At 54.9% G+C, this 15,222-nt stretch carries 11 protein-coding genes; 5 read left to right on the plus strand and 6 right to left on the minus strand.

Annotated features, from left to right (window positions below; genetic code table 11):
• Positions 1–123 precede the first annotated feature (123 nt).
• Positions 124–1,053, minus strand: coding sequence for a hypothetical protein (locus A11S_RS02160; protein WP_015466840.1), 930 nt, complete (start codon positions 1,051–1,053; stop codon positions 124–126).
• Positions 1,054–1,345: 292 nt separating this feature from the next.
• On the opposite strand from A11S_RS02160, the gene A11S_RS02165 reads away from it, so the two are divergent.
• The gene (locus A11S_RS02165) at positions 1,346–2,977 is read left to right on the plus strand and encodes an SEL1-like repeat protein (protein ID WP_015466841.1); all 1,632 of its coding nucleotides are present in this window, start codon (positions 1,346–1,348) and stop codon (positions 2,975–2,977) included.
• A gap of 77 nt (positions 2,978–3,054) precedes the next feature.
• Here A11S_RS02165 and A11S_RS02170 read toward each other — a convergent pair whose 3' ends face one another.
• From A11S_RS02170 to A11S_RS02190, 5 genes are all read right to left on the minus strand, one after another.
• Positions 3,055–3,807, minus strand: coding sequence for a hypothetical protein (locus A11S_RS02170; protein WP_015466842.1), 753 nt, complete (start codon positions 3,805–3,807; stop codon positions 3,055–3,057).
• Positions 3,808–3,832: 25 nt separating this feature from the next.
• Complete coding sequence (gene galE / locus A11S_RS02175) at positions 3,833–4,852, minus strand: UDP-glucose 4-epimerase GalE (protein ID WP_015466843.1); 1,020 nt, start codon at positions 4,850–4,852, stop codon at positions 3,833–3,835.
• Complete coding sequence (locus tag A11S_RS02180) at positions 4,845–5,987, minus strand: glycosyltransferase family 4 protein (RefSeq protein WP_015466844.1); 1,143 nt, start codon at positions 5,985–5,987, stop codon at positions 4,845–4,847. The genes galE and A11S_RS02180 overlap by 8 nt, the downstream gene beginning before the upstream one ends.
• Positions 5,988–6,049: 62 nt before the next feature.
• Positions 6,050–7,279 carry an MFS transporter gene (locus A11S_RS02185; protein WP_148285085.1) on the minus strand — a complete coding sequence of 410 codons (1,230 nt, stop codon included), beginning with the start codon at positions 7,277–7,279 and terminating at the stop codon, positions 6,050–6,052.
• A gap of 12 nt (positions 7,280–7,291) precedes the next feature.
• The gene (locus tag A11S_RS02190) at positions 7,292–9,643 is read right to left on the minus strand and encodes a tetratricopeptide repeat-containing sulfotransferase family protein (protein WP_015466846.1); all 2,352 of its coding nucleotides are present in this window, start codon (positions 9,641–9,643) and stop codon (positions 7,292–7,294) included.
• A 333-nt stretch (positions 9,644–9,976) separates the two neighbouring features.
• Between A11S_RS02190 and A11S_RS02195 the strand changes: the two genes are divergently transcribed.
• The 4 genes from A11S_RS02195 to A11S_RS02210 all read left to right on the plus strand — a co-directional run bounded on the left by A11S_RS02195 (position 9,977) and on the right by A11S_RS02210 (position 15,114).
• Positions 9,977–10,501 (plus strand): DUF4402 domain-containing protein, encoded by a 525-nt coding sequence (locus A11S_RS02195; protein ID WP_015466847.1) that lies wholly within the window; start codon positions 9,977–9,979, stop codon positions 10,499–10,501.
• Between the two features lie 116 nt (positions 10,502–10,617).
• Positions 10,618–11,187, plus strand: a complete 570-nt coding sequence (locus tag A11S_RS02200; RefSeq protein WP_015466848.1) for a DUF4402 domain-containing protein — start codon at positions 10,618–10,620, stop codon at positions 11,185–11,187.
• Positions 11,188–11,316: 129 nt separating this feature from the next.
• Positions 11,317–12,183: a fimbrial biogenesis chaperone gene (locus tag A11S_RS02205; RefSeq protein WP_015466849.1), complete on the plus strand. Its 867-nt coding sequence runs from the start codon at positions 11,317–11,319 to the stop codon at positions 12,181–12,183.
• 135 nt (positions 12,184–12,318) lie between these two features.
• Positions 12,319–15,114 carry a carboxypeptidase regulatory-like domain-containing protein gene (locus A11S_RS02210; protein ID WP_235067996.1) on the plus strand — a complete coding sequence of 932 codons (2,796 nt, stop codon included), beginning with the start codon at positions 12,319–12,321 and terminating at the stop codon, positions 15,112–15,114.
• Positions 15,115–15,222 lie beyond the last annotated feature (108 nt).

A 15,222-nucleotide genomic window follows, 5' to 3' on the forward strand; every position in this document is an offset into this window, starting at 1 on the left:
CCATAATATAAATTCATCCGTCAATAAAAACCGACGGAAATTTATTAATTTATTGAAATATAATGAAAAAGCGCCCGGCTTGGGGCCGGGCGCTTTCCTGCACAATTCTTGGTTTTTAGCCGCTTACGGGCGGGAGCACGGGCTCACATAGCGTTTCGTGGTCGTGGAACCGCCGCTTTTCTCGGTTACGTTCACGGTCACTTTACCGCCGCAGCCAACTTGCTGCTGAACAACCGGTTGGGCCACAACTTGCTGAACCGGAGCCGGAGCAGCGGAGTTGTCGAAGCTGACGCCGATACCCAGCAACTGGTTCCAGTTTTCGGAACGAACGCTAACCGGTTGGCCGTTTACGGCTTTCTGTTGAACGTTTTCGCGGATGGCTTGAACGGCTTGGGCGACTTTTTCGTCGGCCTGGGCGCGTTCCTGCACTGCGATGGCGCGCAGCATCGGGTCACCGCTTTCGATGTAGGCTTTGCGCTCTTCATGCGCCAGGCAGTCTTTGTCCGAGCTGTTGGCTTCGGAAGAACCCAGGCTGATACCGCCGCCGATCACTTGGATCGCGCCGACTTTGGTTTTCACGTTCGCGCATTTGGACGTTGCAACCGTGCTCAAAGACGGGGCGATGGCAGAAGCCGCAGCCACTTCGTTTTTGAAGCTGACGTTGTTGTCGCCGCCGACAGCATTGGCGTTGGATGCGGATTGGCCACCTTGACCACCCTCACCACCTTGGCCGCCTTGACCACCGTTTGCAGTGGCGTTACCGCCATTTGCCGTAGCGTTGCCGCCCGTTGCATTAGCGTTGGAGTTGGAACCCGATACGGCACCTGCAACGGCACCAGCGTTTGCGCTGGAGTTGTTGTTGTTCACATTGGTGTTGTGATTTGCGTTGGTGTTCGTGTTGTTGTTTTGGTTCGTGTTGGTGTTTGTCACGTTGCTCGTCGGGGTGGACGGCTGCTCCGGATATTCCGGGTAGTAGGTTGCGGAAGCCGGCGCGGCGAAAGCGGCGCTCAGGGCCAGGGCAGCAGCGGTCAGTTTCAGTGTCTTGAAGCTCATATTTTTTCACCTTCTATTGTCATGCGGTACACGATAACGGGGACCGCCTTTTGGGTTACGGGACTAAAAGTCGCGCCCTTGATATTCCATAATTGAACTTTATGTCAAGAAAATAATCACGCCTTAAGGATGTTCTTTTTGCAGGGCAGCCATCTCACGAAAAGTTTGCATAATTCGCCGCTCTTATGTATAGACCTTCGGAACATTGTAAAAAGAGGCCGCAAAAAGCCGTAAAGCCGGGGCCCATAAAAAGCAAAAGTTTGTAATAGAGAGATCAAAAGGACATTCACCAATGACCGATACGCCAAACACCCAGAATGTTGATAACAATGACAACGCCCCACAGCCGCGCAAAGGCTGGAAGCAAAAAGGTCTGTCGATCGGGTTTAACATTGCGTCGGGTTTTGCCGTGGCAGCGATGCTGGCAAAGTTCGGTGTTGTCGGTGCGGTTTTAACGGCAGCGATGCCGGTGGCGGCCCCCGCGATTGCGGTGACGGCGGCGACGATTGTCCTGACCGGGGTTTTGACGGGCCTGGGCACCAGCGCTTTGCGCTATGGCTATGACCGGGTGACCACAGGCAAAGCCAGCATGACAACCATGGATGTTGTAAAACGCATGGGCTGGTCAATGATTGGTGGCGCGTTGTTCTTTGGTGCCAATGAATTGATTGGCTCGTTCTTCGGTGCGCCGGACATGAGCGCATCCACACCGGACGCCGCACCGCAAGCCGCAGTGACGCCGGATGCGGCAACGGTTGAACCGGCCGCGGGCGACACCATCGTGACAACGGATGTTGAATGCGAAGATGCCGTGGCCAAGGCCGCAGAAGTTCTGGCGAAAGAAAATGATCTGACCCCGTGTGCGGACGAAGCGCTGCATCTGGCGCAGGCCGGTTCGGCGCAGGCAACCAAAGATTTGGGCCTGTTCTTCCTGAGCGGTTATGAAGGTGTTCCGGTTGATACGGCCATGGCCGTTGATCTGTTGAAACAGGCCGCGACGGCTGGCAACGAACAAGCTATTCAGGATTTGGCCTATCTGGAATTCCATGGCAAGGCAGGTTTCGTCGCCAATCCGGGCGAAGCGCTGAAGGCCATGATGACGGTCGATACCGCAACTGCGCGTGAGTTCGTGGCCCAATGGACGGCCATGGGTATTGAGGTTCCAGCGGATACCGTTGCACCCGTGGTCGACGCCCCGGTTGTTGAGGCCCCAGTTGTTGAAACCCCGGTCGTTGATGCGCCGGTGGTGGACGCGCCTGTCGCGGATGTCCCGGCTGCTGACGCTGTTGCTCCGGACGCGCCGCAGACGGATGTTGCCGCGGCCGATGTTGACTGTGTTGATCCGGTGGCCAAGGCCGCTGTGATTATGGCGGCGGAAACCGATTTGACGCCGTGTGCGGAAGAATCCCTGAAAATGGCCCAGGCCGGAAACGCCCAAGGCGTGAAGGATCTGGCGGCGTTCTTCCTGAACGGCACCGATGGCCTGCCGAAAGATCCGGCGCTGGGCGTTGAATTGCTGAAAGGCGCGGCGGAAGCCGGTAACGTTCAGGCACAGGTCGACCTGGCTTACCTGCAATATCATGGCCTGCATGGCGTTGAAGGGGGCAAGGATGCCGCTCTGGCCGCGATGCAAGACATCAAATCCGCCGCGGCCCGCGAATTTGTGTCCGCATGGACCGGACAAGCGGTAGAAGGCAGCGGCGACATGGTCTTGGACATTTCCGCCGACGCCAAAGGCAATATGGTGATTGATATTGATGCCGGGAATGAAAAGGTTCTGAGCCAGTCCTGCATATTCTCAATGGCCGCGAATGGCACGGGCACCGTGGATTGTGCGATCGAAACGAAAGCCGGTGTGAAAACCATTCAGGCGATTATCGAAGATTGCGACAAAATGTTCCCGAGCCTGAAGCCGGCGTTCTAAAGCGCGGTTGTAAACCCAATTAAAAACCCCGGTGCGAACCGGGGTTTTTAATTTTTATTTCCCTGGAGTAAAGGTGGTTATTTGGGAGGTATAAAAGTTGAAGTATGGGCACCAGCCAACATTGAGAGAGTTCCGGCTACGCCCCAATCCCTAGTCGTAAAGAGAACAGAGTAATTTGAAACAATAATAGCAATAGAGGCGAGATCAAGCTCTGATAATGTGTTTCCATGGGTTCGTTTGTTTCCCTTTAACACAGAAATTGGCTTCTTAATAGCCGAGATGATCCCCTGAGGGGGGAGTTTGGTAACTCCTTGTTCTTGGATGTGGGTAAGATTTTTATTTTGTGCGCTTACAAGGGTCATAAATAAATCAACAATTTTTTTATCTAGTTGCAGTTCTTCAAAAAGAGTTTTCTCCATCTCATAAAAATTTTCCAATGTCATTGGGGTAGCTTTTCTCTGAAAGCTGTGGCTATGGCGTATGCCGAGGCGCTCTAAAAACTCGGCCCATTTATAATTAGCCGCTACTCGTCTTTTCTCTGATGTGGATCTGTTGTATAGGTATATATCGCGTAATCTCTTGTCGATATCTGAAGTCTGACGGGTTAGATTTTGTACTAGATAGCAGGCTTCTTGAAATTTCTTTGTTTCGGCTAACGTTTGAAGAAGTTGTATTAATTTTTCCGCCTCATCGTCTGTAAGGGCGACTATATCTCTTGGTTTATTTGGTTGAGGGGCGGTCTGCTCCATGTTCTCCAGTATCAATTGTGCCACTAGATATAGCAGCTCTTTTTCTTTTTCGGTAAAAGCGGGTTTTGGTTTGTAAATCATGTGTTTTTCAGTATTGAGAGATTAATTATTTCGTTCCGTGGCTTTGCAGGCTGGGGACCAGATCGGCGTAAAATGCGCTTTTGTGCCATGTGACCGCGCTGGAAATAATGTCATTCAGGCTGGACGTGGCGGTCCACCCTAAAACCCGCTGGGCTTTGTTTGTTTGGGTCAACATCACGGGTACGTCGCCGGGGCGGCGCGGGGCGATGCGGACGTCGATGGTTTTATTCAGGTGTGTTTCAACCGCATCAATAATTTGTTTCACCGAATACCCATGCCCGGTGCCCAGATTGACGATGTCACTGGCTCCGCCATTCTGCATGTGATGCAGGGCGGCGATATGCGCATCGGCCAGATCGCAGACATGGATAAAGTCACGCAAGGCGGTGCCGTCCGGCGTATCATAATCATTCCCGAACAGGGACAACGGCCCTTCGTAGCCCAAGCCAGACAAAATCACACGGGGCAACAGGTTGGTTTCCGGCCAATGCGCCTCGCCAATACCGATGCCGTCCGGGGCCGCGCCCGCCACGTTGAAATAGCGCAAAACGACGGAGCGTACGCCGCGGGAATCCAGGGCGCGCAAGGCGTTTTCCGCACGGATTTTGCTTTCGCCATAGGGGTTGGCGGGTTGCAACGGTGTGTCTTCGTTCACGTATCCATCGGCATGGGGCACGCCATAAACGGCGGCGGTGCTGGAAAATACGAAATGGTTGATGCCGCAATCGGCGGCGGTGTCGAACAGGGTTTTGGCCCGGGCGGTGTTGTTGTCAAAAAATCGATCCGGTTCCCGCATGGATTGCGCCACATCGGTCAGGGCGGCAAAATGCATCACCGCGCTGGGCTTATAATCGGTGCAGATTGTGCGGATTAAATCGGCATCGCCAATATCGCCCCGGACCAGATCGCCCCATTTCACGGCCCATTCATGCCCGGTGGACAGATTGTCCAGAACAACCGGCGTGTATCCGGCGTCATGCAAACGCCAGCATACATGTGATCCGATATATCCGGCACCGCCGGTGACGAGAATGGTTTTATTCATGTGCCTGTGTTCCGATCAGGGATGTGTAAACATCATACATGGCTTGCGTCACATGGGTGGACGAAAATTTTTCGGCGATCAATGCGCGGCTGGCCAGCCCCATGCGGGTGGTTTTATCGGCGTCATTGGCAAAGGCCTGAATGGCCTCGGCCAAGGCGTGCGGGTTTTGTTCGGGGATCAGAATGGCGTTCACGCCATCCTTGGCCACTTCACGGCATCCGGGTACGTCGGTGGCGATCATCGGGCGGGCACAGGCGCCAGCCTCCAGCAGGGATACGGGCAGGCCTTCGCCGCCAATGGTGGGTTGCAGGGCCAGATGCGCCTGCGGCCACAGGGCGGCCATATCGCTTTGGTAGCCGCGATAAATAACGTTCGGGTTGGACGCGGCCCAGTCGGTCAGGCGCTGTGCATCCCATGATTCCGGATTGCCCGGGTCCGGCGTGCCGCAGAGCCAGAGTTTGATTTGCGGCGCAGTATCCTTCAAAATCGCAAACGCATCATGGATGGTCTGCAATCCCTTCATCGCAATCATGCGGCCCGCAAACATGCAAATGAAGGGCGGGGTGGCTGGCATGGGGGCGGCTTGGTACCGGTCAATATTCACGCCCGATCCGGGAATGATGGTGGTGCGTGTCGGCACGGCCATGCGATCGCGGATCATCCGGTTTGCGTCGTCACTGTTTTCAAACAGGGTCCAGACCGTGTCGTGCTTCACAACGGCGCGCAGTAACGGGAAGATCAGTGGGCGCAAAACGCGGGTTAAGGGGATATCGGCATAAAACAAAGTGCCCAGCCCGACATAACCATTCACAATGCGCGGCACACGCGCCAGCCACGCGGCCAGCGACCCGAATAAAATCGGCTTCAATGCGATGTGGTGAACAATGTCCGGGTGTTCGCGACGGTAAATCCGGGCCAGCGCGATAATATTGCCGATGGCGGTGAACGGGTTTTTGCTTTTGCGGCTGAAGGGAAAGGGAATAACGCGCACGCCTTCGGCTTCGATCCGGTCCCGGTGTTGGTCTACGCGGGTGATCAGCGTGACGTCAAAACCGGCCCGCACCGCCGCCCGCATGGTGGGCAGGCGATGGATGTAAAAAAACCAGTCTTCGGTCACAACGTAAATCAGTTTCATGCCGCCATCCTCTTACGGGAAAGCGTAGGGCAGGGCAAGGTTGGCGCTTTTTCTTGTCATAATTATTGTTGATTGTCGTCCGGTTTCCGCCGTGGGAATAACAACCCGGTCAGGATGGTGGACTGCCGTGGCATGGGGACCAGCTTTTGCTGTTCATCCAGCGGGACGGGCGCACGCATGCGCATGCGGTGCAGGACAAAGACGGCCAGGGCCGCAAAGGTCACGGCGATAAAGGCGAAGAACGCATGGGGGCCAAACATATCCATCAATGCCGCGGCGACGGTGGGGCCCAGACACGCGCCAATGCCGTTATAGATCAGCATGCTGGCGCTGGCCGATACAAATTGGTCGGGGCGCAAATGGTCGTTGGTGTGCGTGATCGCCAACCCATAAAGCGGCATCGCCATCCCGCCATACAGAATAACGGCCAGGATGCCGGGAAACTGCGCCGGGTTGCCAATGGCGCAGAGCGCGGCCATGGTTGCCCCGACGCACGATGTCGCCAAAATCATTTTCCGGTGATCGAACCGGTCCGACAACCATCCCATGGGCAATTGCGAAATCATTCCGCCCAAAATGATGCTGGCGATAAACAAACCAATCTGATGGGCTTGCAATCCGGTCTGCGCGGCATAAACGGGACCAATCCCAAGCGCAACAGCCCCCAGAACCCCGGCGCATGCGGTCGCGACAACACCAAGCGGAGAGGCGCGAAACAATGCGCGCAAACCCAACCGTGTCGGGGCCGCGAAATTCGGGGCCGATCGCGGGATTAACGCAATCGGCAACAACGCCAGCGAAATCAGGATTGCAATAATGACGAACAATTCCATTTGTTGCGGGTCGGCCACGGGCAATAACAATTGCCCGGCGGCCAAACCGCCATGGGACAGCATCATATAAATGCTCAAAATTCGTCCCCGCGTTCCCGATTGCGCCAGATCGTTCAGCCAGCTTTCGACAACAACATACAATCCCGCAAAGCTCAGGCCACTGAAAATCCGGATAATGCCCCAGGCCAGCGGATGGACAAAAATCCCGTGCAGCAGGATACAGATGGACGCCATCGCGGCCAGTGCGGCAAAAACACGAATATGCCCGACCCGGGCCAGCAATTTCGGTGTGGTCAGCGACCCCAACAAATATCCGCCAAAATAACACGACATGATCAGGCCGATCACCGTCGTGTCATAATTTTCAAGCGTCGCGCGCAGGCCCAGCAACGTTCCCTGCAGTCCGTTGCCAATCATCAATAATGCAAAACCAAGGAAGAGGGGCCACGATTGGGCCATTACGCTTTTCATTTACGGGAACACGCGACGGATCAGGGGGTGAATATGGGACTCGTATTTCCGCCAGCTTTGGATGGCGGTTTTGTAAACGGGCTTGATTACCTGCGCCTTGCTGGCGGTAATCACGGCGCGTTTATGTTCGTGTGGCTTCAGGCACGCATCATTCCACGGCAAGCCGATATAATCGATCAGCTTGCGGGCCTGGGCCTCCAGATCATTGACCGTATCTTCGTAATCAATCTCGATAAACGCATCCGGAATGGTGTCGCGCCAATGCTGCATCATGCGTTCATACGCCTGATAATATTGGCCCAGCTCGTCCAGATCGTAACTCCAATACTGCCCGCGCGCGAAAAGCTGTTTGTAACAGGACAGGCCCGTGTCGATGGGGTCACGGCGGCAATGGATGATTTTGGCGTTGGGCAGGGCGGCGGCAATCATGCCGATGCGCGAAAAATTGCCCGGCATTTTGTCGGTAATGCGTTTGGCCGCACCGGTTTTATCCAGCTTGCGAATGCGGTCGATATAGGTGCGGCCAATATCGGCGGCATTGTCCGGCGTTACGCGCCCGCCGAACAATTGTTCGCATACGGTAAAATCATGCAATTCACCGGCACCATAAACATCGGGGTGGGATGATAAGATTTGTTCGGTCAGCGTTGTGCCCGATCGCGGCATGCCGACGATGAAAACGGGGATGTCGCTGTCATGGCCACGGTTTTTGGCAATCGCCGGCGCTGCAAACCGGGCAATGTCGTCCAGTTGTTTGCAGGCATCGTCGATATCAAAGAAAATTGTTTTGCGTTTGGTGTCGTTGCCCCGGCGCAGATAATCAAAGGCCCTGTCGTAGTCCTTTAAATCTTCGTAAGCTTTGTACAGGGCGAAATACAGGCTGATTTCCTGTTGCTGACCGAATTGCTTGATGCGCGGTTCCAGCGCATGCATGGCGATCAAATCCGCATCATCCGCGGATTCGAATTTCTTTAATTTTACCAAGGTCAGATACGGTCCCGGAATGTCGGGTGCCATGGCAATCGCGCGGCGTATATAATCGAGCGCTTCGCTCTCGTTGCCCAATGACAAAGCAATTTCCGCCTGCATGGCGATGCCGTGGGCGAAATCGGGTTTGAGTGCGAGCGCGTGATCAACATTCGTGCGCACGGCATCCAGATCGTTTTTGATAAACAAAATTCCGGCCTTGCGGTAATACGGGTCCGGCATTTCGGGGCTGAGGGCAATGGCGCGGTCGATGGATGATAACGCATCATCAATCCGCCCGGCGCGTTCCTGGGCGGCGGCCAGCTTCATATAAACCCGCGTTGAATCCGGGTTTAAACGTAATGCTTCGTTCAGGGCCAGTTCCGCTTCATCAAACCGTTCGGCCATCAACATGACATCGCCAAAATCCACCTGTGCTTCGGCGGAATCCGGTTTTAATGACACGGCGCGGCGGGCGGCATCTTCGGCTTCGCGCAGGCGGCCCAGTTCGCGCAGGGCCAGGCTCATACTGCTCCACGCTTCGACGTAAGTGGGGTCGAACGTCACGGCATATTTTGCGGACACAGCCGCATCGGCCAGTTTCATCTGGTCGATCAGCGCGATGGCCAGATTGTGGTGGGCCACGGCGTAATCGGGTTTGATGGCGGTGGCGCGGCGGTAATATTCCTCGGCCTCAACGGACCGCCCCAGATCGCGCACGGCGTTGCCCAGATTGCACCAGCCTTGCGCATTGTTTTCATCCAGCGCAACCGCCTTGCGGCAGGATTCTTCGGCATCGTGCAATCGGCCCAGATCGCGGTGGGCGTTGCCAATATTGCTCCATGCATTTGAAAAGGATGGATTGATGCGCAGGGCATTTTGCCAGGCCGCAATCGCCTCTTCGGCACGACTTTGTTCAACCAGCGCATTGCCAAGATTCAAATAGGCATCGGCAAAGTCCGAGCGCAGGGCAATGGCGCGGCGCGCGGCATCTTCGGCCTCGGCATAGCGTTTTAAAATCCACAGCGTGTTGGCGCGGTTGCTGTGGACATCGGGATAATCAGGGTTCAGGGTGATGGACCGGTCATATTCGGCCAGTGCCGCATCATACTGTCCCGCTTCCGACAGCATGATGCCGTGGTGGTTGGCGATTTCGCAATCGTCCGGGGCCTGTGTGGCCGCTTCACGCAGGCTGTGGACCGCGTCCTGCAATTGCCCGCGGTGATAACAGGTCAGGCCCAGCATGTGACGAGCCGGGTAGTAGTCCGGCATATTGGACAGAATGTCACGGAACGTGCGGTCGGCCACCATCAGGTTGCCCGCCTGCAAATGCTGGACGCCGATATCAAAGGCTTCGTTGATGGTGACGGTGCGTGGCGCGCTCATGGGCTTAAATTACATAATGTAAAATTGATCTTATTGTTCAGGGCTCCTCCACCTCTATCACGCTATGAATGGAGCGGGCCAGAGGATGCGTGTGTTGCAATCTAAAAAAACCCCTGTATTATGAAATTTCACTTAAATGACTCTTCAGGCGAATCAGGCACACTGCTGTGTATCGAATCGGGGAGTCGGTTTGGCCGTATGTTGCCGCTCGCTTTCTGTGTGTAAAAAATTTCTCGCGTACATTTTCTTGATTATTGATTGAACCCGCATTCGCATGGTTGTGATGATCCGTGGCGAATGACAACAAAAAGAATGATTTGAAGGAACCATGCCATGAAAATGATGAAAATTCTGATGCTGGGTGCTGCGGTCGCTGTGATCGGCTCTGGTGTCGTGATGCAGAAGGCTGATGCGGCAACCGACGCATTGGATGTGGAAGCACGGATTTTGAATGCTGTGACCATCAACTGCACGGATACGCTTAACTTTGGTTATCTGGCCGTTGGCGAAGCGGGCACGGTGACCATTGATACCGCCGATGGTCGCACATCGGGTAACGCCAACTTGATCATTCCCGGCGGGACGATCCAATCCGGTAGCTGTGATGTGACGGGCGACAACACGGTCGTCATGGAAATCACCGGTACACCGGGGACGATTACAGACGGAACGGATACGCTGACCGTTAACAACTTTACCTTTGATGATCCCGTCGGTGCGCCGGGCGCTGGCCCATATGCGACAACGGGAACGGGCGCGGCTGTGGCTATCACCATTGGTGCCGATCTGGTTGTCGCTGGAACCGAAGCTGCTGGTTCCTACACCGGTACTGTCGATATCACGGCAGATTATCAGTAAACTATTATACTCTTGCGTCTTAACGCGGGTTCTTGGATCATGAAAGCCGGGGGTTGTGAGACCTCCGGCTGATCCTCTCAAAGAATAATCATAAAAACGAAAAGGCGATCGCTTCTATGGCACGACGCCACACTCCATGGGGAAAGACACTGCGTTCCGGGGCCGCTCTGGTTTCGGCGGGCGCGTTGATGTCTGTTGGGGCGCTGGGGGTTGTGCGGGCGATGGCGGCCACGGTGACATTGCCCATTCTTGTGAATGTCATTAAATCCATCGAAGTGACCATCAATACATCGTTGAATTTTGGCACCGTTGCCATCACCAACCCCGATGTTGTCGGGGCCGTGCGGCTGGACCCGTCGACCAGCCGGCTCAGTCTGGATGGGCGCGGCGGACTGGCGCTGGCGGGTGGAACGCCGAAGGCTGGCCGTATTCGCATCAGTGGTGCACCGTTTCCGGTGAATGTATCCTTGGCCGCCGACACCATGCAGATCAGCAACGGCGTTGATTTCATGACGGTCAGCAAATTTAATTTTATGACGGATCAGGCCGGCCCCCGCGTCACCATTACACCGGGCGGCGCGGGCAGTTCGGCTTTCCTCAATATCGGGGCCACGTTGACATCCCGCACGGGGCAGCCGACGGGAACCTATACCGGGGCCAATACGATCTATGCCAACTATCAATAACACGCTGTTTTACAGCGTGTTTTCATATCACGGGACTGTGGCTGTCATTGAATTGCCTGATGAAGTGGGGCACAATGGCATGATTATAAAAACCATTTCACATTTTTGCGCGATCATAACGGATACGTCATGTTGATGAATAAAAAACCCAAGGCATCATTCTCTCACAAATTTCTGGTGCGGGGTCTGTGTGTGACGGCGGCGGCGCTGGTCTTAACACTGGCTGCCAATGATGCGCAGGCGATCCGCCTGACCATGAAACGTGTGATGTTCGAAGGATCACAACGCACGGCGGATTTGACCATCATCAACAACACAGCCGAAGAACAGGTTTACCGCTTAGGTTTCAAAACCATGCGAATGACGCAAAGCGATGGTCTGGAAACGCTGGAGGACGGTGTGCAGGATCCAGCGTTAAAAAGTGCGGACAGCATGGTGCGCTTTTCCCCGCGCCGCGTAACGATTCCGGCGGGTGGGTCGCAACAGGTGCGCCTGATGTTGAACAAGCCGAAAGATATTGCGGATGGTGAATATCGGTCCCATTTCTGGATCAGACCCGAGGCGGAAACGGCAAAATTCGATCCCGCTCCGCAAGATAATACCAGCGCCGGCCCGAGTGTGCAGATTAAAATGCTGGCCGGTGTAACCTTGCCGGTTTTTGTGCGGGTGGGTCCCATGAATGTCTCCGCGACCATGACCAACACCAAGGCGACCCGGAATGGTGAGCGTATCGCCGTGACCATGGATATCAATCGCGAGGGCAATCGCAGCCTGTATGGTGATGTTGAATTTTCCTGCAACGGTAAAACCCTGCATCAGGTGCGGGGTATTGCAGTTTACACGGAATTGGCAACGCGGACAGTGCGCTTAAACATGCCCGTTCCGAAAGAGGGCTTTGGTGGTTGCGCGACGATGGATGTAATTTATCGCGCCGAAGCGGGGGATGCCCAGTACAAAGGCGGCGTGATTGCGCAGGCGCAAGTCGCCGTTCCTTAAATTCTCCGGCCGCTTGCGCGGCGCTGGGGCTGAAGCGTTTATTACCGAATAAAAACCCGCTCGATTCAGGCGGGTTTTTTCTTGTCTACAACCTGCGTAAAAGGGCTTGCGTGCTTTGTGAAGCCTTTGAAAATCATGCTAGAATCGCAAATCGTTCCTGGTGTGTCCGGGGGCTTTCGTCGCCAGTCCGGCGGATTTTTATCACGCTCTGAATTTTTGAATTACGCCATTTTGTCCGGGTTAAAACGATCACAATTGTATTCCATTACACGTGCCCTGGTGTTCGGGGTTGCGCTCATGTCCTGTGCCATGGTCGTGGCGCGGAATGCTGGTGCACAGGATGATGGTTATTACATCGACGGGCCGGAGGAATTAATTTTTTCCGTTATGGTCCCGCCCTATGTTCTGTCGTCCGGCATCATCGCATATCAAAACGATGTGCGGTTTTATCTGCCGGTTGTGACGTTGGCCAATCTTTTTGATTTTGGTGTCGAATCTGATCTGGGGCGCGGTGTTGTATCCGGCTGGGCGTTGGAAGAGGGGCGTACATTCAGCATTGATGTCGAACGTAAAACATTCGAAGTGGCTGGGAAACGTGAAACGCTCGGTGATCTCGATGTTTTGTCTGGTGACGCAGTCGATTCCACGGATATGTACGTTGAAATTGGTGTGCTGAATAAAATCTGGCCGGTGGAATTGGGAATCAATATTTCCATGCTGGCGGTCGAGGTTTCATCGGATCAAAAACTACCCTTCATGCAGAAAATGGAGCGGCAGGATAAGCGCGAAATGCAATTGGAAATGCGCAAAACGCGTCTGGCCGCCAAACGATCGGATCTGCCTTTTGTGCCAACGCCCTATCGCGCATTCAGCCTGCCCTTTGTCGATCTGGACACCGAATGGGGCTATGATAGCGATGAAGATGATACGACGGGGACGTTGCGCCTGACCGGTGTGAATGATCTGGGGTATTTTCAGGCGGATTACACAACCACGCTCGGTTATAAAAACGGGGAACTGGAAGAGCCGGATAATATCCGCCTGCGCTTTTCCCGCGAAGCGCAGGGCGAAGATTCTCTGTTCGCCGGGATTCGCCATGTTGAATGGGGCGATACGCGGGCCCGCCATTCGACATTGATTGAAAACGGAACATCCGGGCGGGGCGTGTATGTGACGTCAACGGATCGCGCCCGTGACGGTGAATACGACATCACGACGGTCGAGGGGATCGGCACGCCGGGGTGGGAAGTGGAATTATACCGGAACGGTGAATTGCTGGATTTCCAAATTGTTGATGCGCGCGGCGAGTATCGCTTTGAAGATGTTCCATTGAATTTCGGCAATAACCGCATTCGCTTGGTGTTTTATGGGCCGCAGGGACAAATTCGTGAGCGGATTGAAAATTATTCCTTTGGGTCCGGTATGGTTGAGCCGGGACAGTTTCAATACAGCCTGTCCGCCGTTGATGCGAACGAGGATTTGATCCGCCTGAGCGATGATAACGTGGATAATCCCGAGGGGGTCGCTTATAGCGGGCGGGCGTCTTACGGATTGACGCGGGGGCTGACCGTATTTGCCACCACATCGCAAACACCGACACGCGATGACGATACGCATAATTACGTGACGGGCGGCGCGGCCCTGTCCACGGCCCTCGGTCTGTTTCAGGCGGAGGGGTATAAGCAACTGGACGGGGGGCAGGCGATTGATTTGCGCTATAACACCGAATGGAAGGGCGTCAATGTGGCCCTGCGCACCGCTTTGTACAACGATTTTGAAAGTGCGGATGCGGGCTTTGGCGATGGAGCCTTGAAGCGTGATCATGAAGGGGATTTATCCCGGAATTTTAAATTACCCTTTGGGCTGTTGACGTTGGGCCTGAATGCGCGGGAAGAAGAAAACAAAATTGGCGATACCCGTACATCATACCGGACGCGACAAAGCCTGTCTTTTGCCGGTGTGCGTTTGGGGAACACAACGACAACGTCGTTGACGGATGGTAGCCATTCCACGTCGACGGGGCAGGTGAGTGTGAACGTGCGCCAACAACGCTGGCTTCTGCGATCGCAGTTAGATTACGATATTTTCCCGGAACGCGATATCACCAATGTTCAGAATGAATTGCGCTACAGCGAACCGGAAGGGTTTTTCGCGGCCCTAAACCTCAATCACAATTTTGTGGAATCGCAATCATCCGTCGGGGTTCAACTGGGCTATGACTTTGAAAAATTCCTGGGCAGCGTGGAGAGCCGATGGCAACAGGATGAAGGGTTCAGCGTCCTGATGCGGGCGTCAACGGCCCTGGCCCCGTTGGGGCCGAACGGCAATTACACGATGACGTCGGACCGCCAATCTGCGGTGGCCCCGGTGCGCGGGCGCGTGTTCCTGGATCAGGACGGCGACGGCTTGTTTGATGAGGGTGAGCAACCGTTGCAACATGCCCAGATTATGGTGGGCAGTTACAACGGGGCCAATGAAACCGATGAATACGGGCAAACGATTAATTATGGCACGGCCTATCGCCTCAGCAATGTGATGCTGGATGATGGCAGTCTGGAGGATCCCTATTATCGCTCGGGCAGTGAGGGGTTCAGTGTATTCCTGCGCCCCGGTGTGGTGCCGTCCTTTGATTTTCCGGTTGTTGTGACAGGTGCCATCGACGGTATGGTCGCACGGCCTGATGGCACCCCGGTGCAGGGCATGCGGCTGGAGCTGGTCAACAAGGACGGCGGTGTCGTCATGACGACGGACAGTGCCTATGATGGGTATTACACCTTTGAATTTGTCGCCCCCGGCACCTATACCGTGCGGGCGGATCCGGCCTATGGCGTCGACGTGCCGCCCCAGACCGTCACCGTTGAGGGCGATGATTTGTTCCCCGGCGGTATTGACCTGCAACTGATCACGCCCGCGGCGGGCGGGGCGGATTAGCTCGATATTAAGGGTCGGGCGACAGTGTGTGTGTTGCATTTTGCAAACAGAGCGATTGCAATTTCGAGTGTCTGCGTTACCATGGTTGAAATTATAAGTAATTTCTTT

The organism is Micavibrio aeruginosavorus EPB, from assembly GCF_000348745.1.
Classification (GTDB): domain Bacteria; phylum Pseudomonadota; class Alphaproteobacteria; order Micavibrionales; family Micavibrionaceae; genus Micavibrio; species Micavibrio aeruginosavorus_A.

Bases quoted from the DNA above. Each gene is read 5' to 3' on its own strand.
- A11S_RS02160 (WP_015466840.1), bottom strand. From the start codon at position 1,053: ATGAGCTTCAAGACACTGAAACTGACCGCTGCTGCCCTGGCCCTGAGC.
- A11S_RS02165 (WP_015466841.1), top strand. From the start codon at position 1,346: ATGACCGATACGCCAAACACCCAGAATGTTGATAACAATGACAACGCC.
- A11S_RS02170 (WP_015466842.1), bottom strand. From the start codon at position 3,807: ATGATTTACAAACCAAAACCCGCTTTTACCGAAAAAGAAAAAGAGCTG.
- galE (WP_015466843.1), bottom strand. From the start codon at position 4,852: ATGAATAAAACCATTCTCGTCACCGGCGGTGCCGGATATATCGGATCA.
- A11S_RS02180 (WP_015466844.1), bottom strand. From the start codon at position 5,987: ATGAAACTGATTTACGTTGTGACCGAAGACTGGTTTTTTTACATCCAT.
- A11S_RS02185 (WP_148285085.1), bottom strand. From the start codon at position 7,279: ATGGCCCAATCGTGGCCCCTCTTCCTTGGTTTTGCATTATTGATGATT.
- A11S_RS02190 (WP_015466846.1), bottom strand. From the start codon at position 9,643: ATGAGCGCGCCACGCACCGTCACCATCAACGAAGCCTTTGATATCGGC.
- A11S_RS02195 (WP_015466847.1), top strand. From the start codon at position 9,977: ATGAAAATGATGAAAATTCTGATGCTGGGTGCTGCGGTCGCTGTGATC.
- A11S_RS02200 (WP_015466848.1), top strand. From the start codon at position 10,618: ATGGCACGACGCCACACTCCATGGGGAAAGACACTGCGTTCCGGGGCC.
- A11S_RS02205 (WP_015466849.1), top strand. From the start codon at position 11,317: ATGTTGATGAATAAAAAACCCAAGGCATCATTCTCTCACAAATTTCTG.
- A11S_RS02210 (WP_235067996.1), top strand. From the start codon at position 12,319: ATGCTAGAATCGCAAATCGTTCCTGGTGTGTCCGGGGGCTTTCGTCGC.